Origin of the sequence: Cognatundibacterium rugosum (genome assembly GCF_014284365.1) — a bacterium.
GTDB lineage: Bacteria > Pseudomonadota > Gammaproteobacteria > Burkholderiales > Burkholderiaceae_D > Undibacterium > Undibacterium rugosum.
Genome location: NZ_JACOGG010000008.1, coordinates 162,677 through 183,420 on the forward strand (window position 1 = coordinate 162,677; position 20,744 = coordinate 183,420).

Annotated in this window: 14 protein-coding genes; 9 read left to right on the forward strand and 5 right to left on the reverse strand. The window is 50.7% G+C overall.

The features are described 5' to 3' along the window. Window positions 1-96: 96 nt before the first annotated feature. Together H8K47_RS09620 and H8K47_RS09625 are read left to right on the forward strand one after the other, a co-directional pair. The gene (locus H8K47_RS09620) at window positions 97-363 is read left to right on the forward strand and encodes a helix-turn-helix transcriptional regulator (protein ID WP_162021890.1); all 267 of its coding nucleotides are present in this window, start codon (window positions 97-99) and stop codon (window positions 361-363) included. Between the two features lie 474 nt (window positions 364-837). Then, window positions 838-1,920, forward strand: coding sequence for a YagK/YfjJ domain-containing protein (locus tag H8K47_RS09625; protein ID WP_186881180.1), 1,083 nt, complete (start codon window positions 838-840; stop codon window positions 1,918-1,920). A 196-nt stretch (window positions 1,921-2,116) separates the two neighbouring features. On the opposite strand, the gene H8K47_RS09630 is transcribed toward H8K47_RS09625, so the two are convergent. Together H8K47_RS09630 and H8K47_RS18180 are read right to left on the reverse strand one after the other, a co-directional pair. Beyond that, on the reverse strand, window positions 2,117-3,064 hold the full coding sequence (locus tag H8K47_RS09630) for a hypothetical protein (protein ID WP_186881181.1): 948 nt from the start codon (window positions 3,062-3,064) through the stop codon (window positions 2,117-2,119). 46 nt (window positions 3,065-3,110) lie between these two features. Further along, window positions 3,111-4,001 (reverse strand): DUF4234 domain-containing protein, encoded by an 891-nt coding sequence (locus H8K47_RS18180; protein WP_222612764.1) that lies wholly within the window; start codon window positions 3,999-4,001, stop codon window positions 3,111-3,113. 671 nt (window positions 4,002-4,672) lie between these two features. Between H8K47_RS18180 and H8K47_RS09640 the strand changes: the two genes are divergently transcribed. After that, window positions 4,673-5,029, forward strand: a complete 357-nt coding sequence (locus H8K47_RS09640; protein ID WP_186881182.1) for a helix-turn-helix domain-containing protein — start codon at window positions 4,673-4,675, stop codon at window positions 5,027-5,029. Between the two features lie 59 nt (window positions 5,030-5,088). Here the strand turns inward: H8K47_RS09640 and H8K47_RS09645 are convergent, their stop codons facing one another. The 3 genes from H8K47_RS09645 to H8K47_RS09655 form a co-directional block, all read right to left on the reverse strand. Beyond that, window positions 5,089-5,442 carry a hypothetical protein gene (locus H8K47_RS09645; protein ID WP_230410179.1) on the reverse strand — a complete coding sequence of 118 codons (354 nt, stop codon included), beginning with the start codon at window positions 5,440-5,442 and terminating at the stop codon, window positions 5,089-5,091. Between the two features lie 203 nt (window positions 5,443-5,645). After that, window positions 5,646-6,602: a DUF932 domain-containing protein gene (locus tag H8K47_RS09650; protein WP_186881183.1), complete on the reverse strand. Its 957-nt coding sequence runs from the start codon at window positions 6,600-6,602 to the stop codon at window positions 5,646-5,648. Between the two features lie 195 nt (window positions 6,603-6,797). Beyond that, the gene (locus H8K47_RS09655; protein ID WP_186881184.1) at window positions 6,798-7,148 is read right to left on the reverse strand and encodes a hypothetical protein; all 351 of its coding nucleotides are present in this window, start codon (window positions 7,146-7,148) and stop codon (window positions 6,798-6,800) included. A 421-nt stretch (window positions 7,149-7,569) separates the two neighbouring features. Here H8K47_RS09655 and H8K47_RS09660 point away from each other — a divergent pair, with 421 nt between their 5' ends. The 6 genes from H8K47_RS09660 (at window position 7,570) to H8K47_RS09685 (ending at window position 20,656) form a co-directional block, all read left to right on the forward strand. Then, on the forward strand, window positions 7,570-10,440 hold the full coding sequence (locus tag H8K47_RS09660) for an SNF2-related protein (protein WP_186881185.1): 2,871 nt from the start codon (window positions 7,570-7,572) through the stop codon (window positions 10,438-10,440). Beyond that, window positions 10,440-13,523 carry a TrlF family AAA-like ATPase gene (locus H8K47_RS09665; protein ID WP_186881186.1) on the forward strand — a complete coding sequence of 1,028 codons (3,084 nt, stop codon included), beginning with the start codon at window positions 10,440-10,442 and terminating at the stop codon, window positions 13,521-13,523. The genes H8K47_RS09660 and H8K47_RS09665 overlap by 1 nt, the downstream gene beginning before the upstream one ends. A 140-nt stretch (window positions 13,524-13,663) precedes the next feature. Beyond that, window positions 13,664-15,460, forward strand: coding sequence for an AIPR family protein (locus H8K47_RS09670; protein WP_186881187.1), 1,797 nt, complete (start codon window positions 13,664-13,666; stop codon window positions 15,458-15,460). A gap of 15 nt (window positions 15,461-15,475) precedes the next feature. Then, window positions 15,476-16,234: a hypothetical protein gene (locus tag H8K47_RS09675; protein WP_186881188.1), complete on the forward strand. Its 759-nt coding sequence runs from the start codon at window positions 15,476-15,478 to the stop codon at window positions 16,232-16,234. After that, the gene (locus H8K47_RS09680; protein WP_186881189.1) at window positions 16,227-17,939 is read left to right on the forward strand and encodes a site-specific DNA-methyltransferase; all 1,713 of its coding nucleotides are present in this window, start codon (window positions 16,227-16,229) and stop codon (window positions 17,937-17,939) included. The genes H8K47_RS09675 and H8K47_RS09680 overlap by 8 nt, the downstream gene beginning before the upstream one ends. Further along, window positions 17,939-20,656 carry a DEAD/DEAH box helicase gene (locus H8K47_RS09685; protein WP_186881190.1) on the forward strand — a complete coding sequence of 906 codons (2,718 nt, stop codon included), beginning with the start codon at window positions 17,939-17,941 and terminating at the stop codon, window positions 20,654-20,656. The genes H8K47_RS09680 and H8K47_RS09685 overlap by 1 nt, the downstream gene beginning before the upstream one ends. The last annotated feature ends 88 nt before the right edge of the window (window positions 20,657-20,744 follow it).

The window sequence follows — 20,744 nt, forward strand, 5'->3', positions numbered from 1 at the left end:
CTTTGCCATCTTTTCTGTAAAAAAATAACAACTGATCTGATGTTGTGGCGGAGAAATTACGCTCGCGTCCAATACTTTTAAATTTCAGGAGTTATCATGAATTCATCCTCACAATTTCGACTACTTCGGCGCTCCCAAGTAGAGGCACTGACTGGACTAAAAAGAAGTAGTATTTACGGCCGACTAAATCCGAATTGCAAACAGTTTGACGAAACTTTCCCAAAACCAATTTCCTTATCCGCAACTAACCATGGCAGTGTTGCTTGGTTGGAGGTTGAAGTTACGGCGTGGATTGAAAGCAGAATTATGGCTAGCCGGGGAAATTTGGATGTAATTTTGCCTGGCAGTGTGCTAAGTCGGTAGGGTTGCGTATTTTAAAAAGTCTCATTTTTATATTGCTAAAAATAAAATATTAGCCGGCGCAGCGGAGGTATTTTCAGAAGAGACTTTTCGGTTATTTATGTTATTTAACTATCAAATATCTATTGATATTAATAAGCAGACTTCATGTCGAATGAATTACTAAGCAGATTCACTCATTGAACAGTCTCTGATTAATTAGGTAATTTTCATATAGCATTAGACATCTGTGAGGATGCCGGCATCCAAGCCGAGTATGTTCACCCTCCATTTCGACTGCATATTTTCATAGCGGTCACATCACATGTCGCCTCGATAGAGACTACAGCGACTTACACACACGAAACCCAATTACGTCAATAAATTTTATTTATTTTCTTTGCAATATTGCGAAGAGGATAGTTTGCATCTATTGATTTTTACATCGTGACTATCTATGAGGGCCGTACCAGGGGTATTGGCTTGAAAGGAACACTTATGACTTTTTTTCAATCCAGCAATATGGGAATAAGCGCAACGGACACTCAAAACTTATTTTTCAGTCAGCAACTGGCATCACACTCGCCGACGGCGATGCTATCGGCGTTAGAGCAGTTTCTATTGCAAGTATCGCTTCATCAAGAAAGTGATCAATGTGACGGAGAATATCAAAAATGGCTCCATCTGCAGTTTCAATACATGCCTCAGTATTTAAAGACGCTAATGACTCTTCCTTCGGAGTATGAGTATTCCGCTTACCTAAACATACTGGCTGATTGTTGCCGTATGTTGGAGTTGACTCGAATGAGGTGCATCTTAGGTACGCCTTCTGGTCAAATGCTTCGGAAGTATGAATTTGTCGAGACCAGGCTTACTCTGCAGACTTTTAAGGAGCTGGTTTGGGTAATAAGGGGCCGTTATCAAACTCAGATATTTCGATCGGCTCAAGCTGCAAGGCGACGTGAAATCAACGTGAGATACCAGGAATACCGTCAATACGTAAATACATTGTTCGAACAAAACGACCGCTTAATTGTTATTCGTGTTGACTTAGGTTATTCCGCCGAACAGGCTGGGAAAATAGATTTTGAGATGGCATCGGATGATATCGATCGACTACTGGCAAATCGCCGATGGAACAAGTTGTTTGATCATCAGAAGGGTTACATTATTAAAACTGAATTCGGTATTGAAAAAGGGATTCATTTTCATGCCTTATTCTTTTTTAATGGATCTGAACGCAACGGTAGTTCTCACGTCCATCTTGCACAGAAAATAGGTGATTACTGGAAAGAGATAATCACACATGGGAGGGGTATTTACTGGAATTCCAATGCGCAAATCAATGATTTCGTTCGCCTGGGAAACTGTGGGATTGGTCTAATTCATTGGCGCGATGAAAAGTTACGCCAGAACCTTTTGGACCATGTCTTGGGATACTTCTTTAAAGACGATCAATTTTTTAAACCCAAGGGTACTGGCAAGTATAAGTTATTCCGAAAGGGCCAATATTCATCCCGGGGAACAAAGAAGTTGGGACGACCTCGTCATGGCAACGATACTGTTGATCGGATGTTTTAACCGTATCTGGATAGGCATTTGTATAGATAGAAGAGCAGCTGCGCTCTTCTATCTATGGAGCTAACCAAAAGCCACACAAACTTATTTTCACCAAAAAGTGTGTGTATTCACGCAAAATCTTTGGAAGAAATCAGGCTGTATCATGTATTGGATAATAAATCGATAGCGTAAGCAGCGAACATTATGCTGGCGCTGCTTACATTGGTTTGCCATCTTTACTCAGCACACCATTTTCTAAAACGTAAACCACCCGTTTTTGTGCAGCTGCACGTTTTTCTTGTTCGGATTCGGCTGGCCCCAAGAAACCGGCGAATGTCATTGTTAGTTTGCTTCCTTGCTGTTCTAGCTGGTATAGGTCGGAGCATGTTCCGAAGGTTTTCGTAACTGTTGCGCCGGCTTGGGTCAGCTGTACAAAAATATATACAGCTGGACAGGCAGTACCACCCGTATTTTGAACAAGTACGATGTCTTGATCTGCAAACGATTTTTTATCCAGAAATGACAAGCTGTTGTTCCCTTCTACGACAGGTTCCGTCAATTTACCGTTGAATAACAGCTTATTCTCTTCGTTGACTGACAAGGTGCCGTAACGGGTAGGCATTGATGCTGAGTCAATCGGATTCTTAGCTGCCTGCTGGGCTAAGTAGAGGCGTTCTACGTAAGGTAAGCTAGACTGCTCGCCTAGATTGCCTGTAATTGATGTGGCGTTCAGCGCTACTTGAGCTAACGTACTCACAAAGGGTGACTTATCGTTGAGTTGCACAATCCAGTTTGGAGGTCCTGGATCTTCGGTCGCTTGCGTGTTGTATGTGATTCTATCGGATATTTGCTTAGGAATACTGCTGGCGCTGGCGGTTACTCTTGCTTGGCAAGTATATTTCTTCATATCTGAGTTGTAGCCATCAGAAGTAATTTCAGACAAGGTCAGTGTAATGCCATTAAGGAAACCTTGGAATTCAGGTTGATTGGCAATGCGATCTCCAAAAGGAAGCTTTCGTGCTTCATTTTCTATTTGCTCTATCATGACTTTGCGTAATTCCGTTTGCGTTGATTCGTCGCCACACGTGGGTGGCTTAGATTGGCAGGCCGTCATGAGCAACGCAGCGATTAGCCCGAAAGCCGGTATTTGAAATTTTCGAAACATAAAAAAGTTCCTCAAGAAAGAATGGGTATTTCTGAGTATGCCAAACTCACATTTGATTCTGACCAGTCAAGATTTTTTGACGACGTAAGACCTCGGGCAAATCGTTGATACAGTAATTGATATAGAAAATAGTAAAAAAGAATGTATAGACTGGATTCATTCGTAGATCAATTTTGAATGTGTTCAGTGCATAGTTTTGTAAGGCACTTTTGGCACGGAATGCCCAGATAAGAAAGAGAATAGAGCCGACAATGTAAGCGCCAAAAAACATCAAAATAGCGCTCTTATCACGTGCATCTCTGAGTGCCAGACAGATGCCGGTAAAGATCGCCATCCAGACAATATATTTCATATTAATGGTCTGTTTCTTTGTAATCCGATTAAACGTATCGTGGTGGCGTGTTAGCCATAACAATGGATAAAGTCCGGATGTAACGATTGTCAGTAATATGAGATGTAAAGTTTTCGTTTGGATTTCATCCTTCAGTTCTGCCGCATCGTGTTTGGCAGGTTCGGTCGCCATTGATGACGTAGGTTGTTTTTCCTTAGCGGAAAATTGGGTTGACGAGGTACTTTCGTAGGCTGGAGGGGGCGAAGCCGCATTATGCTTTGCAGCGAATGAGCCATGTTCCGGTAGCACGATTTCAATTGATTGGATTTGTACATCATCTGCTTGAATTTCGCAGACGCCCCCAGCGGCTTCAATCGCAATTTGATAGTTTCGGGCAGCATTCTCCGAGATGGACTTTTTGATCGTGTAGCTTGGTAACGCAAGCAAGCTGTCAATTTGTTCCACTGATACTTTAAATAAGCTGGCAAGTTGAGCTATTGCTACTGCTGGATCGACATCATCCCGCAATCCTTTAAACAGAATACTGAACGATGCTTGAGAGGTGGACGTACTTTTTGAGGTTGGGGTGTGTATGTTCGAATCCATGGGTTTCTTTCAGTTAAAGGTCCGCAGCAGAACGTGGCGTCCCTGTACATGCAAGACGCAATGTACGCGTAAGTTGTTGATGTTTTGAGTGTATTGGTGTGGAGCTGCCGTCAAGCAGCTAGAAACTGAAGGTAAAACTACCTTCATCTGTTTCGACTTCAATTTCTTTGATTTCGCAGCCTGGGCTCTGAAAATACGCATGTTGTCCGAACCTTAGTGATTTCGATCCCCCAGTTACTTTGCAATTTCCTCGATTGACTTCGATGGAGTTGACTTTGACTTCGTCTACCTTCGCGGTGACGTAAATTCCGGTTAGGGATAGAACGCCGATTGGAGAGGAGTAGGGGGTGGACTTTAGTTCTACTTCAATTGGTGATTCAGCAGTACATCCTATTAAAGTAATTGTGGAAAGTATGCAAATAAACAACATTTCAAATTTAAACATGTATTTGGCCTTTCTTTTCCATTTAGCTTGATAAGCAATCAACATCGATTTTTAAAACCTGATGTGTGTAGAGAACGACTACAAAATTGGCTGTAGTCGATCTATTTAAATTAACAATTAAGGTTTAATTAAAATTGTAACCTAAAACATCACAATGTGATTAATTGAGTCATGTCCATATTCCGTCTTTGAACTGATCATTACGGGAAAGTGCAAAAGGCTGTAAATGGACAATTTTCAGAAAACTATATTTGTGAAGGCAATAGGGGAGGCTCTCTCAGCTCGGAGAGTTGCTAAGGGTTTGTCACAAGAAAGAGTTGCTGAAATCTTAGGAATTAGCAGAGAAGCTGTTTCTAGAATGGAAACGGGTGTAGCAGTTCCTTCAATTGTCCGGATTGCTGAGTTAGCTAACATTTTCGAATGTAGCATAGAGGAATTGATAACAAAGGGATCTAGTCGTCAATTAGATCAAGGGCGTCAATTAGCAATGCTATTTGATGGGCTATCTCACGAACACAGAGTTGTCATATTGCAGGCAATTGAGAGTCTTATTACTGGTTTATCGCTAAACAAGTTGAAGTGATTTTTGAGTTTGTTTAGTTATTTAGCTGCTTTTTTTTGAGTGACTAAATACTTTTTCAGTTAGTAATCATCCGGTAATAATAACGTGGTGACGCTTCGATCAGCTTCCGTAATGAGCCACACAATTTGTCCATTAAGCTCAATTTCATAGCTTGATATTATTGCCCCTCCAAGCCGTGCTGCTTCGTTGTTCGCCGCACGACCCTCCTCATGCACAAGGCCCCAGTCGCCAGATTGGTGGCGACGTAGCAAATCTAAAATTAGAACATGGTTATCCTTAAAGGAATTTAGCGCGTTTTGTGTTGCGACTATTTTTCCCAGCGGAAGAGAAACTGGATTGCTCTGCTGTGATGAATCGGGCATCGTAGATAAGCTGTGTGTCGGCGGCAATAATAATGCACAAAGATTTGACATGATTTCTCCTTATAAGAAGCGCTGAATTAATTGAAAGCCAAAAGTTTCAGGCAAAAGAAAATGCCCGGCGATTTTGGTTGCCGGGCAGCGGGTTGCGTTTGCAGTTTTTTGTGTCCCAAATACGCGTAAAGGCACTTTTTATCGTGTTGTTCGGTTGTTGCGAACCTGCCTTTTCAAACAGCGTTAGGGATGGAATGAAAGGCTTAAAGTACTAATTGCCATGCTTCATCCAACGCCTTTTGCTTAAGGTTAGCACCTTGACCAAACCACGCTGAGTCACGTCGATGATCAGCGCTTCTGGCACGTCGCTCATGGTCAACAAACTGGGTGACTGCATTCAGCAAGCCAAATGCCGTAGATTTTGACGAGCTTAGTTCAGCACCTTTGCCTTGCCCTTCATACAGTGTCAACACACTCTTCATAGCACGTGCGTTTATCTGTTTTTCTGTACCGTTATTGGCGTCGTTAAATAATTTCAGTAGAAACCGATCTGCTTCATTTGCAGTTAATTTTCGTCCTGAGAGGACTTTCATTCTGTGTATAAAAGTGTCCCAGGATGGAATTGAGATGCCAAGTTGTTGTTTCACTGCGGCTGCATTAAAGTTGGTGTTGTGAGGTACCTTTATCGCACCAATACCGTTGTCAAGTGAGATAGCAAGCGTGTTATTGCAAACGACACGGATGCTGGTAAATTGGGCAGTCGTGGCTAATGTTCCGTCACAGCCGGTTGCTAATAACAGATAGGCGTGCATGAGATCATTGCCTTTAACAAAGGACGATTTATTGGTCCGTGCCAGTGCCCATAATTTCCGACCACCTTTCATTACTCCAGCTGTCTCCAGTTCAAAACCAGCCATTTCAGTTAAGTCGCGGTAGAACTCAAGAATTTGACTGGGTTGTACAACTTGATACCGCGCTGAAACGATCGATAGTGGGGATCCGTTGTCTGATCTGTACAATACTTTTTGTTCCGGAAACGATGAAATTGATTTCATCTCATGCGATTTCATAGAAAATTGCACCGGTGCTTCCTGGATCGTGAAGTTCAATCCTGATTGCTGAGACCAGACTTCAATTGGCTGATTTGGTGTTAATTGTTGACCTAGCTGATGCCAGGGGGTGGCATTCACATATGCCATGGATTCAATTTGATGTGACATTGTTTTTTCCTTCAGGCATGCCTGTAACGAATCAACTCACTGCCTAAATGGGTTGGCAAGAGTTAAGGAGTTATTCAAGTGGGAATTGATATTCAGTGAATCTACGAAACGTATTCTGTTTTGTAGTGCTTCTAGAGTGCTGTGAATCCAACGTCAGCATGGTTTTTCGACGATGGATGGGGTAGGGAAGAGGAGTTACTGATCTGAGGACGATGTACCGCCCGCCAGATGAAATTGATGCTGGCAATTAAGACAAACATAATTGTCTAGAACATGGTCATCAACCACATCTCCCAATTTTGCACCAGCAATACAGCCGCTCGATCCGCCTAACAATCCACCAAGCAGAGCACCAGCCAATCCGCCGACTAATGCACCTGCTGGTCCAGCTACTAGTCCTATACTTGCACCTAGTTCGGCCCCACCTGCTGCACTGGCGGCACCAACAGCAGCGCCAGCAACAGCACCAGTTTTACCGCCAACTTTACGACCAACGTGACGAGCTTCGATTAAAGTTGATTTGCATTTTGGGCATTGGTTTTTCATGACATTCCTTCAATATAAAATTTGTTGATTGGGTTATGTAGAATCAGTCTCAGTAGCGAAAGGTTTTCTCCGCTCATATTGAGGATATATATTTGAAAATTTTTAACTTTCCACGATCCAAATTGTTATTCACCCATCATGGAGATTGGAGACAAAGTTTAGTCGTGCAAATTTATTTCAGTAGTCAATGCTTTCATTTGTAATGATGTAAATGCCGTTTTTTGGATTACTATACTCATAATTTAATTATTGAAATATTAATGCATTACTTCCCGTATAAATACAAAGCTAATTGTTGGCTTTATGGCCGGCAATACGATAAAATTCGATGCTTTTGTGAAAATATGACAACGATAGAATGCGTTCGGAGCTAGCGGGAATCTGTTAAGTCGAAACAAGTTCGTATTTAGGAATTCAATTGATGGCTCCGCCGCCACTTACTCGACACCAAAGCCTTTATTACGCTTGGCTTCTCACTCGTCGGGCGGCTGGCGACTCAGTAGAGTCGCTTGCCTCCACGCTTGTAGACTCGCAAGTGGACCTTAACCCCCATCAAGTCGAAGCGGCCCTTTTCGCTTGCGCCAATCCGCTCTCGCGTGGCGTGATCCTGGCCGACGAAGTTGGGCTCGGTAAAACCATCGAGGCCGGGCTGGTGATCTCTCAGCGCTGGGCCGAGCGCCGCCGACGCATCCTCATCATCGTGCCCGCCAACCTCCGCAAGCAATGGCATCAGGAGTTGCAAGATAAGTTCAACCTGCAGGGCGTCCTCCTAGAGGCCAAGAACTTCAACGCTCTCCGTAAACAGGGTCGCCAGAATCCGTTTCAAGGCGCATCCGGCCCCGTCATCTGCTCCTACCAGTTTGCGAAATCGAAGGCAGCGGACATCAAGGCCGTTGATTGGGATCTGGTTGTGCTCGACGAAGCGCACCGACTGCGCAATGTCTATAAGGCAAGCAACGTGATTGCCAAGACGCTGAAAGAAGCACTGGCCCATGTGCATTCCAAAGTGCTGCTGACAGCTACTCCGCTGCAGAACTCGCTGTTGGAGCTATACGGTCTGGTCAGCATGATTGATGACCGTGTCTTTGGTGACATCGACAGCTTCCGCTCGCAGTTCACGGCGCAACCCAAGGAGCAGGCTTTCACAGCACTACGAGCTCGCCTAGCCACCGTGTGCAAACGCACCTTGCGCCGCCAAGTTCAGCAGTACGTGCCATACACAGCACGTCGGGCCATCGTTGAAGAGTTCACCCCCTCGGCCGAGGAACGGGAGCTGTCCAACCTTGTCGCAGACTACCTTCGCCGGCCCAACATCAAGGCGCTGCCTGAAGGCCAAAGGCAATTGATCTCCTTGGTGCTGTGGAAGCTGCTGGCTTCATCGACCCACGCCATTGCGGGCGCACTGGAAACCATGGCCAAGCGGCTTGAAAGCGAACTCGCCGAGCTAGCTGACATCCCCGAATTGGCCGAGGTGCTCGACGAAGACTACGAGTCGCTTGATGAAACCGCAGACGAGTGGGATGGCAGTGCTGCGACCACAGACGTATCGCCAGCGGCCCAGCGCGACGCGGTTGCTCAGGAAATTGCTGAGCTGCGGCACTTCAAAACACTTGCAACCAACATTCGCGAGAACGCCAAGGGCACAGCACTGTTGACCGCTCTGGACAAGGCATTCGCTGAGCTAGAACGACTCGACGCAGCAAAGAAGGCCATCATCTTCACAGAGTCCAAACGTACGCAGGAATACCTACTCTCGCTCCTGGCAGACACATCCTACGGTGAGGGTATCGTCTCGTTCAATGGCACCAACAGCGATGCCCGAGCGCAAGCCGTCTATGCTGATTGGATCAAGCGCCACGCAGGGACAGATCACATCACAGGATCACGGAGCGCAGACACAAGAGCCGCTTTGGTTGAGCACTTCAAAGAACGCGGCACAGTGATGATTGCCACTGAGGCGGGAGCAGAGGGTATTAATCTGCAGTTCTGCTCGCTGGTCATCAACTTTGACTTGCCATGGAATCCGCAACGCATCGAACAGCGCATCGGCCGCTGTCACCGTTACGGGCAGAAATTTGATGTGGTGGTCGTCAACTTCGTGGACCGCAGCAACGAGGCCGATGCTCGCGTCTACGAACTTCTTGACCAGAAGTTCCAGCTCTTCGAGGGGGTGTTTGGCGCCAGCGATGAGGTGCTGGGTGCTATCGGGTCGGGCGTGGACTTCGAGCGTCGCATTGCGGAGATCTACCAAAACTGCCGCGATCCTGAAGAGATCAAGAGCAGCTTCGAGCAACTGCAGCGCGACCTGTCCGGTGAGATCAGTGAAGCCATGGTCAAGACGCGGCAGATCCTCCTGGAGAACTTCGATGAAGAGGTGCAGGACAAGCTGCGTGTACGAGCGGAAGCAAGTAGCGCGGCAAGAAGCAGGTACGAGCGGATGCTGCTGGACTTGACGCGAGCAGAGCTCGCGGGACACGCAACATTCGATGAAGAAGGATTCGTACTACAGCGACTCCCGAGCTCCGCACTTGCTGGCGTCGAGCTGGGGCGGTACGAATTGCCCCGGCGATCAGGCGAATCGCATCTGTATCGGATCGGGCATCCACTCGCCGAGTGGGTAACAGCCCAGGCCAAGTCCCGAAAACTGCCGATGGCCAAACTGCTGTTTGACTACGGCGCCTACGGCACGCAGATCAGCACCTTAAAGAACTATCGCGGCAAGTCTGGTTGGCTGTCCGTGAGCCTGGTCTCTGTGGAAGCGCTAGGCAACTTGGAAGAGCGGCTTGTCGCGGCCGCCGTCACCGTTGACGGTTCGCCGCTGGCAGAAGACGACCCCTCGAAACTCCTGCGCCTGCCCGTGAAGCTGGAAGGGCCGTGCGATGGCAATGTGCCGGCGTCCGAACTCGCAGAGGACTACCAGGGCCGCCGGATGGACATCTTGCGTGAGATCAACCAGCGCAATCTGGGCTACTTTGAGCAAGAAGTTCAGAAGCTGGACGCCTGGGCCGACGACCTCAAGCTGGGCATCGAGCAGGAGATCATGGAGATCGACCGGCAGATCAAAGAAGTCCGGCGTACGGCAGCCAGTGCGCCGACGCTGGACGAGAAGTTGTCGTGGCAAAAGAAACAACGTGAGCTTGAGAGTACGCGCACGAAGCTGCGTCGCGAACTCTTCAACAAACAAGATGAAATCGAGGCCCAGCGCAACGACATCATCAGTCAGTTAGAAGGCCAGCTCAAACAACAAGTCAAAGAGCAGCCTCTTTTCTGTATTCAATGGGAGCTAATCTAATGTCAAAAAGGGAGATCGCCAGAGGTTCAGTCTGGCGCCAGTGGGATTTGCACATCCACACGCCGGCGTCATTCCACTGGCTGGGTAAGAAGTTCAGGGACTGTGCAGATGCCGACGAGCGGCATGCCCTCATCGATCAAATGATCGACGCGCTGAACAAGGCAGAGCCTGCAGTCTTCGCCATCATGGACTACTGGACCTTCGATGGCTGGCTTGCACTAAAGGCACGGCTCAAAGAGGCCGGAGCTCCAGCACTTCACAAGAAGGTCTTCCCAGGTATCGAGCTCCGACTGGCCGCTCCGATGAAGGGCCGGCTCAACGCTCACGTTCTGTTCTCTGATGAGATCGAGGATCAGGCGCTGCTCGACTTCAAGCAGGCACTCACGGTCGAGCTGGTAAACCGCCCCTTGTCAGACTCGGCCTTGGTCCAGCTCGCCCGCGAGGCTGGCGCCGACAAGCTGAAGACTCACGGATTCGACAAGGCAGACGTGGACGCGTCAGAGGAGAAGGCCTTGCTCGCTGGCGCGACCATCGGGGAGCTGAACCCAGAGTCGTACAAAACAGCGATCGCCAAGGTCAAGCTGGGACTGGCCATCGGGTTCATGCCCTTTGACACCAACGATGGCCTGGCTGACGTGAAGTGGCATGAGCACTACGCCTACGTCATGGGCCTCTTCCAAAGTTCGCCCATCTTCGAATCGCGCAGCGTCGACTTGCATGCGGCTTTCGCGGGTGTGAGGACCGCTGGAAACGCGAAGTTCTTTGACAACTTCTTCAGTGCGCTGAAAGCGATCCCGCGCCTTGCCGTATCTGGCAGCGACGCGCATTGCTTCGTCGGCGTTGCTGGCGACAACAACAATCGTGGCTACGGAGACTTCCCATCTGAAAAGAAGACTTGGATCAAGGCCGATCCAACCTTTCAGGGTCTCAAACAGGCCATCTTGGAGCCGGCGAAGCGGTCGTTCATTGGCGTGAAGCCAGCCAAGCTCCAGGCCGTGGAGACCAGCAAGACTCACTTCATCGAGTCGATCGAAGTCACCAAGACGGGCACCAAGACTGGTATCGGCAACTGGCTGCACGGCTGCGATCTGCCGCTCAATCCGGACCTTGTTGCCATCATCGGCAACAAGGGCAGCGGCAAAAGCGCCCTGGCCGATATCCTCGCAACCCTTGGACACTCACGACAGGCCAAACACTTCAGCTTCCTGAAGCCTGAACGCTTTCTGGGCAAAAGTGGAGATCCAGCACGTCAATTCACCGGGACCCTGACCTGGCGCGATGACAGTACCGAGAGTCGTCCGCTGAACGAGTCCCCGGCACCGGACAAACAAGAGCTGGTCAGATACATCCCTCAGCACTACTTCGAAGAGCTCTGCAACGATCACGTTTCTGGAAAGTCAGACGCGTTTGAGAAGGAGTTGCGAGCCGTCATCTTCTCGCATACCAGCGAGGAAATGCGTCTTGGCGCGCTCGATTTCGATCAGCTCACCGAACAGCAAGAACAAGCGCTGAGAAATCGACTGGGGGAGTTCCGCAAGGAGCTGAGGACCCTCAACGCCAGCATCGCTCGGATTGAAGACCAGCTCCAGCCAATTGAGGAGAAGAAGCTGACGGACCAGCTGCTGGTCAAGACACGCGAGATCGACGAGCACCAGAAGATCAAGCCGGCGGAAGTTACCCCGCCGCCTGAAACCCTGGAACCCGAGCAGAAGGAAGCCGCCGAAGCGCTTGCGGCCACGGCTCAAAGAATCGTAGCATCCACCAAGCGCACGCAGCAGATCCAGTCAGAACTCACCTCAATTGCCAAGAAGCAGAAGGCGATAGCCAATGCAAGGGAGCAGCTGCGACTACTCCAGCGCGCCTACGAGCAAGCCCAGCAACAGGTGGCTGAAGATCTCCAGCTTGCAGGCTTGAACTGGGCCGACGTGGCTAAGCTGGAGATCAAGACCAGTTTGCTCGATGAACGGTCTACTGCCCTCACTGCAGAGCAGTCGACGTTGCAGACCGAGGCTGGCACTTTGGCCAGCACCCTCGCGAACCTCGAAGAAGAGAAGAAGGTACACGCGACCAAGCTCAACGCCCGTCAACAGCAGTTCGAAACGTACCAACACCAGCTCGCAGAATGGACCAAGAAGCTGGATGCTCTGACTGGCACGCCGACTGACCCGGACACCAAGGTAGGCCTGGAAACCAGACTGGCTCAGATCAAAGAGTTGCCTGCCAAGCGCGTGGAACTGCAAGCCGCGCGACTTCAGCTGACGGCCGAAATCTTTGAATCCTTGGACGCCCAAAGGAAGGCGCGAGAAGAGCTCTTCAAGCCGGTGCAAGACTTGATCAAGGCGAATGACTTGATCCGCGAGGACTACCGGCTGCAGTTCCAGGCGACGCTAGCCGCTTCGGCTGAGGCCATCGCGGAACGTCTCTTCGCCTTGATTAAACAAACCTCAGGTGTGCTGCGCGGCCAAGATGAGGCTCTTTTGACGGTCAAGAGGCTGTTTGACAGCCACGACTTGAACTCCAAGCAAGGCGCACTGGCCTTTGCGAAGGCATTACATGAAACCCTTGAACAGGCGGCCAAGGGGCCTGGCGCCGAGGTCGGTATTGCCAGCCTACTGAAGAAGGACCAATCAGCCGTTTCGGTCTACGACTTGATTTTCGGGCTCGATTTTCTTGAGCCACGGTATTCACTTCTCTTCCAGGACACGCAGATTGAGCAGTTGTCTCCTGGCCAGCGAGGCGCACTCCTGCTGATCTTCTATCTATTGGTGGATAACGGCAAGACGCCCATCATCTTGGACCAGCCCGAAGAAAATCTGGACAACGAGACCGTGTTCCGCCTCTTGGTTCCGGTGCTATCAGAGGCCAAAAAGAAGCGCCAGATCATCATGGTCACTCATAACCCGAACCTAGCGGTGGTCTGTGACGCCGAGCAGATTATTCATGCATCGTTTGACCGAGCCTCAAACTGCGGCATCAATTACGTAGCCGGCTCATTGGAAAACCCAACGCTAAACAGCGCCGTCGTGACAGTATTGGAAGGCACCAAGCCCGCCTTCAACAATCGCTCAGGGAAGTACCACTGACATGCTGTTCTTTGCGCCCCCCGATATTTCCAAGCCGAGAGCTGGCACCAGAGGACAAGATTGCCTCTTTGCCCAACCTCGCGATGCGAGCGCACGAGTTGAAGCAGCGCATTTTTCGTCGCTGATTAAGCGTTGACCTTATGGCAACAGCACCAATTCGCCCGCTTGAACTAGACATGCTGTGCCAGAAGCTGGACGCCGACTACGCAGCACTCATCACGGGGACGGGCACAAGCCCAGACTCCCGCCGCAGCAATTTCCTGTCCAAGGCGATTGCAGCGTTCGTAATTCATGAAGCCGCTGGCGTGACCTTGGAAGAGGCCGCCGCCGCGAACATCGACGGCGGCCTGGACCACGGCATCGACTCGGTGTTCGTGGCCAATGACCAGACCATCTGGCTTGTCCAGCCGAAGTACAAGGAGTCCGGCTCCGGCGAGCCGGAGCTTGATGACATGTCTAAGTTTCGGGATGGCGTCACCGATCTCATCGAGGAATGCTGGGGCCGCTTCAACAACGAACTTCAGAACCGCTGTGCTGCAATCACCAATGCCTTGAACACTGGCATCTGCAAGGTCAAGGTGGTGCTCTCCTACTCCGGCACGGCGGTTTCCGATGATCGGAAGGACATCTTTTCCGACCTGGAGCGTGCGTTCAACGGGCCGAATCCCGGATTCCTTCGCTGTCATGCATACGGACTCACGACCCTTCATGATCTGCATTTGGACGGCATCTCTGCCCAAGCAATTGAGGCCGATGTAGAGCTGACGGACTTCGGGCACACCCAGGCGCCTTACAGGGCGTTCTACGGCCGCATGGATGCCAAGCGTCTTGCAGAACTGTGGGTGCAGTACGAAGACCGCCTGGTTGACCGCAACATCAGACGCTTCAAAGGTGCGACAACCTTCAACGCCGGTTTTACGGAGACCCTGCAACAGGAGACGGAGCACTTCTTCTATTTCAACAATGGTATCACGTTCCTTTGTGAGGCCATCAACGAGCAGCATCCCTGCGCCCCCCATCGGGAGTCCGGAAGGTTTCGTGTCCGAGGGGTGTCCATCATCAACGGCGCTCAGAGCGTGGCATCGGCCGCCGAGTTCGTGCGCCACTATCCTGGCCGGAGCATCGACGACGAAAAGGTAATGCTCACCCTGATTAAGGCGCCGGTGGACGGGTTATTCGGCAAGTGGGTAACCAAGGCCCGCAATCATCAAAACCCTGCCCAGACCGCCAACTTTGCGTCGCTGGATGAGAACCTGGAGCGACTAAGACAAGAGATTGCTCACCTCGGTTTTGACTATCATTACCGTCCTGAGGCTGCGGCCATTGGTGCCAAGGCGATCGCACTGGACGAGGCACTCAAGGCGTTGGCATCACTGCAAAACGACCCTCGCTACACAGTGTGGCTCAAGAGTGAACCTCCACGGCTGGCCAACCTAGAGTCTGTTGAATACCAGGCGCTCTTCACACCCAGCATGAAAGGGGCGGCGCTGACTAACGCTGTATTGTGTTATCGCGCTATCCGTGCACTGGTTGTGGGATACGAGCAAAACGCAGCGGCGCGCAGTCAAAAAAAGCTGATCTACCGTCACGCGATTCATGTCATTACGACGGTAATGATGAAACGTCTGAAACAGCGTATCAATACGGCGGCGGCCATAGGCGCGACGATGCTTTTTGCTTTGACCAGCATGCCCCTTGATCAACTTCGGCAGCAGACCTTTGATCTTGGCCATCAACGGCTGACATTCCAAGGGCCATTGGCTTGCTTTCGGAACCAGGGCAACGTGGTGACCTTTATCGCGAATCTGATGGTGGCATATTTCGCTCTGACCACAGACCAGGCCATTGCCTCATTACGCAATATCCAAAATTCAGCAGACGCGTATCCGCGAAAACGTTTACTCGATTATCTGTCGAGTCGTGCTCCGCAACTGTAATAAATGGATAGCAAAATGAAATTTGAGCAAATAAGTATCGGAGACCATCTCATTCTTCGAGCCAATTTAGAAAATGGCAGCGAGAGTATTTCTCTTGCGCAAAATCAAGCTTTCAAAAAAGCGGAGAAGGTTCACAAAGACGCGCCATCAGGTCGAAAAAGAAACTTCGATGAAATTCGAAGTCAGAATTTCCTTGGAACACTTGCTGACATCGTCTGCGCCAGACTGCTAAAAGCCTACTTCAAAAAGCACCACCTCGACATATGCGTCACAAGATACGACGACGTTAGGACTGACGATTTTGAAGATCACGATCAATACGACATCAAGCTGTCTTCGCAAGGTCGAGACTATCTTGTTGAGATCCGGTCGTCGGTTTGCATATATATGCCTTTGAATTCGATGATACGAAATTGGCAAATATTAGGACCCTATGCTTCTTCTGTGAAAGGTGTGACAGAAACTGAGAAGCCGTTCTATCTGAGACCAATCTATCATTTGTCTAGTTTCGAGGAAAACAAAAAAACAAACAAGTATCAGAGAACCTCTGCTGATGAAATGATTGGTCGAGGCGAACTCCAGCTTTACTTTGTCGGTGGTGCAACTAATGCCATACTTCAGGCGAAAGGCAGAAATGAGGCGGGACAAGAGCTCAAACAGGGTAACGCGGAGTTTAGAGTTCTTGACATCACAGATGGTCTCGATGCGAAGGAAGTTCTTGAGGTCATCGGACAGATTGCAAAAAAAGAATTTGCGGGTAGCGAAAATGAATAAACAAAAACTCGAACTCACCTGGATCGGCAAAGAGCAAAGGTCGAGACTAGAACCAAGGATCCTTTTGGAAGACCCTGAGCGCTCATATCATGCAAGTCGAAAAAAATCGGACAGTGATCTCTTCGACAACAAAATTATCTTTGGTGATAACTTGCTTGCACTAAAAGCATTGGAGGCTGAATTTGCCGGAAAAGTTAAGTGTGTCTTCATTGATCCGCCTTATAACACTGGCAGCGCTTTCACTCATTATGACGATGGTTTGGAACATTCGATTTGGCTTGGTTTGATACGCGACCGCCTCGAAATAATTCGACGGCTCCTTACAGAAGATGGATCGCTTTGGATAACGATTGACGATAACGAGTGTCATTATTTAAAGGTTTTGTGCGACGAGGTTTTCGGTCGGTCAAACTACAAATCCACAATAACTTGGCAAAGAAAGTACAGTGTTAGCAACAATTTCCAAGGCATTGCAACTATATGTGATTTTGTTCTCGTTTATTCAAAGAGTGACGCATTTAAGAACAATCTGCTTCCGCGCAGCGAAGAATCGGCTGCACGTTACACCAACCTGGATAACGATCCACGTGGGCCTTGGAAGGCTGTTGATTATCTTAATCAAGCAACACCGGAGAAGCGTCCAAATCTATGCTACGACATCATCAATCCCAATAACGGGGCAGTGATTTCTAATACAAAGAAAGCTTGGAAGTACGATCCAAATACTCACCGCCGACATGTTGAGGAAAACAGAATTTGGTGGGGGCGAGATGGTAAAAACACAGTTCCTGCATTAAAGCTATTTCTTTCTGAGGTGCGAGATGGCATGACTCCTCATAACTGGTGGCCACATGAAGAGGTGGGCCATACAGACGAAGCCAAGAAAGAGATGATTGGTCTTTATGGGCCTCGGGATGTGTTCGATACGCCGAAGCCAGAGCGCCTAATTAAGCGAATTCTGGAAATTTCGACTAACCCTGGTGATCTTGTTCTTGATTCATTTGCTGGATCAGGAACAACTGGCGCTGTAGCACACAAAATGGGGCGCCGCTGGATCATGGTTGAGCTTGGTGAGCACTGCCACACGCACGTCATTCCGCGCCTCAAGAGAGTTGTCGATGGAGAAGACAAAGGTGGTATTACCGAAAGTGTGAACTGGCAAGGCGGCGGCGGTTTCCGCTATTACAAGCTCGCTCCTAGCCTCATCGTCAGCGACCGCTGGGGCATTCCAGTCATCAATCCTGAGTACAACGCAACGCAGTTGGCGGAAGCGCTCGCCAAGCTGGAGGGGTTCACCTATGCCCCATCAGAGGCGCAATGGTGGCAGCACGGGCATTCCAGCGAGCGGGACTTCATCTACGTCACTACCCAGAACTTGTCCGCGGAACAGCTACAAGCGCTGTCGGACGAAGTCGGCAGCGATCAGAGTCTGCTGGTTTGCTGCGCGGCTTTCCATGGCGTTACAGCAGCCAAAGCGTCCGAACGCTGGCCGAACCTGACACTAAAGAAAATTCCAAAGATGGTGCTGGCCCGCTGTGAATGGGGTCACGACGACTACAGCCTCAACGTCGCCAATCTGCCGATTGCGGAGAAGGCTGAATCGGCAAAAGAGCCAGAGGCCGCAAGCGGCGCTGCCACACGCAAAACCAAGAAATCCGCCGCCACGAACGCGGGGCAAGGCGGTCTGTTCGGGGAGAACGAATAATGAATGCACGCGTCCAGAACGCCGTCACCGGCCGACTGTCTCTGCGCCCGCCCCAAGCGGAGTCCCTTGCGAAGCTCGTGCGCGCCATCGAGGTCGCGCCGGAGCTGCTCGGCCACGACCAGAACGTGGCGGCCATCCTTGCCACGCTGAAGGCGGAATTTCCGACGCTGGAAGACTTTGAACGCGACTTTCCCTCGCTGTGCTTTTCGCTGGCCACGGGCGTGGGTAAGACGCGCCTGATGGGCGCGTTCATCGCCTACCTGCACCTTGCGCATGGCATCAACAATTTCTTCGTGCTTGCACCGAACCTGACGATCTACAACAAGCTGATTTCCGATTTCACTCCCAATACCCCCAAATACGTTTTTAAGGGTATCGGTGAGTTGGCAATCAACGCGCCTCGGATCATCACAGGCGACAACTACGACCAGCAGAACATTGCCGGGGGCGAATTGTTTGGCGAGATTCGCATCAACATCTTCAACATCTCCAAGATCAACTCCGAGGTCCGCGGCGGCAAGGAGCCCCGCATTAAACGGATGCGCGAGGTGCTTGGTGACAGCTACTTCAACTACTTGGCCAACCTGCCGGACCTTGTGCTGCTGATGGACGAGTCGCATCGCTACCGCGCCAGCGCCGGGGTGCGCTCCATCAATGAATTGAAGCCGCTGTTTGGCCTGGAGGTGACGGCTACGCCATTCGTGGAGTCGACCAAGGGCCCCGTGCCGTTCAGGAACGTGGTGATGGACTACCCGCTGGCACGGGCGATGGAAGACGGCTTCGTCAAAGAGCCGGCGGCTGTGACCCAGCGTAACTTCGACGCCAAGGCGCACTCGGCCGAGGAGATCGAAAAGATCAAGCTGGAAGACGGCGTTCGCCTGCACGAGACCACCAAAGTCGAACTGCTGACCTACGCCCGAGAAAATGGCGTGAAGGTGGTAAAGCCTTTCATGCTCGTGATCGCGCGTGACACCACGCATGCTTCGCAGCTCAAGACGCTAATCGAGTCCGCCGCCTTTTATGAAGGGCGCTACGTGAGCAAGGTGATCCAGGTGGACTCCAGCCGTACCGGGGCCGAGGAAGAGGAGATGATTGCCAAGCTGCTCGCCGTGGAAAGCATGGACGAGCCGACCGAGATCGTCATTCACGTCAACATGCTCAAAGAGGGCTGGGACGTCACCAATCTGTACACCATCGTGCCACTTCGTGCGGCCAATGCGCGCACGCTGATAGAGCAGTCCATCGGTCGCGGCCTGCGCCTGCCCTATGGCAAACGCACGGGCGTTGCTGCGGTGGACCGCTTGAACATCGTGGCCCACGATAAGTTCCAGGAGATCATCGACGAGGCGAACCGAGGGGACTCGCCGATCCGCCTGAAGCAAGTGATCCTGGAGGCTCCAAGCGCTGACGACAAGAAGGTGAGCGTACAGGTCGGCTCAGGTACGATGACGCGACTTGGGCTCAGCGAAGCGCCGACCATTGCTACCAATCCCGCCAGCTCGGGGGTGACTCCGGCTGCAGCGCCTGCGCCTGTGTTCACCACGGAGCGCGAGCGCCAAGCTGCGCGCGTGGTGATGGACGTGATCGGCAAGTACGAGGTGAAGCGTGACCTCGTGCCGACGAGCAGTGCCCTGCTCACCCCGGAGGTGCAATCGGCCATCCTGGCTGAAGTGACAGAGCGACTGAAGCCTGCTCAGGGGGAGTTGCTGGCTGAAGTGGACGATGCCGCACCGGCTCTTGATTTGTCGGCCGTCGTGTCTAAGACCACGGAGATCGTGGTTCAGCAAACCATCGACATTCCGCGAATAGCAGTGGTGCCTACCGGGGAGGTCACCACCGGCTTCCACCCGTTCAAGCTGGGCTCACTGCCCAACTTTCAGCCGGGTCAACGGGAGATCGTCGGCCAAGAGCTGCGCACGAACCATCAGTTCACTATGAGCCGCGAGGCGGGCATCAGGGAGCAGCGCTTCGAGGACTACATCGTCAAGAAGCTGATCGACTACGACGACATCGACTACTTCACGCAGGCCGAGTTGCTCTACGACTTGGCCAGTCAGGCGGTAGCCCACTACCAGGCACAGAACTACTCGGAAAACGAGCTGCATGAAGTGTTCGACACCTATGGTGCAGAGCTGGCTCGCCTGATCAGGGCCGAGATGATGGCCCACTTCTGGGAAGAGGCCACTGACTACGAGGTGCAAGTCAGCCGAGGTTTTACAGAACTCAAGCCCTGCAACTACACGGCGGTCGCCGGGCAGACAGCACACAACTACCGCGAAACGGTGACCGATCTGGGCAAGATCAAGCAGATGTTGTTTGGCGGGTTCTCGCGATGCCTGTACCCGCTGCAAAAGTTTGACTCGGACACCGAGAGACGCTTCGCGGTCATCCTTGAACGCGATGCCTTGAAGTGGCTCAAGCCCGCCAAGGGGCAGTTCCAGATTTACTACAAGCTGGGCAGCGAGCAGCCGGAGTACATCCCTGACTTCGTCGCTGAAACTGACAAGCAGATTTTCATGGTTGAAACTAAGGCTCGTTCTGATATCGAAACACCCGTGGTTCAGGCTAAAACAGCTGTGGCTGTGCGTTGGTGCAAGCATGCATCAGACCATGCAGCTTCTGTGAGTGGCAAGCCCTGGCGCTACTTACTTGTGCCGCATGATGAAATTATTGAATCGAAGCAGCTGATAGATTTTTTGCGATTTGAAGAGAAATAGTCATTACTTTGATTGATTCGTCACTATTAAATTGCTATTTAATACATTGCAGCGCCAGCAATTAGGCCATGGGTGGTGTTTTTCGTGA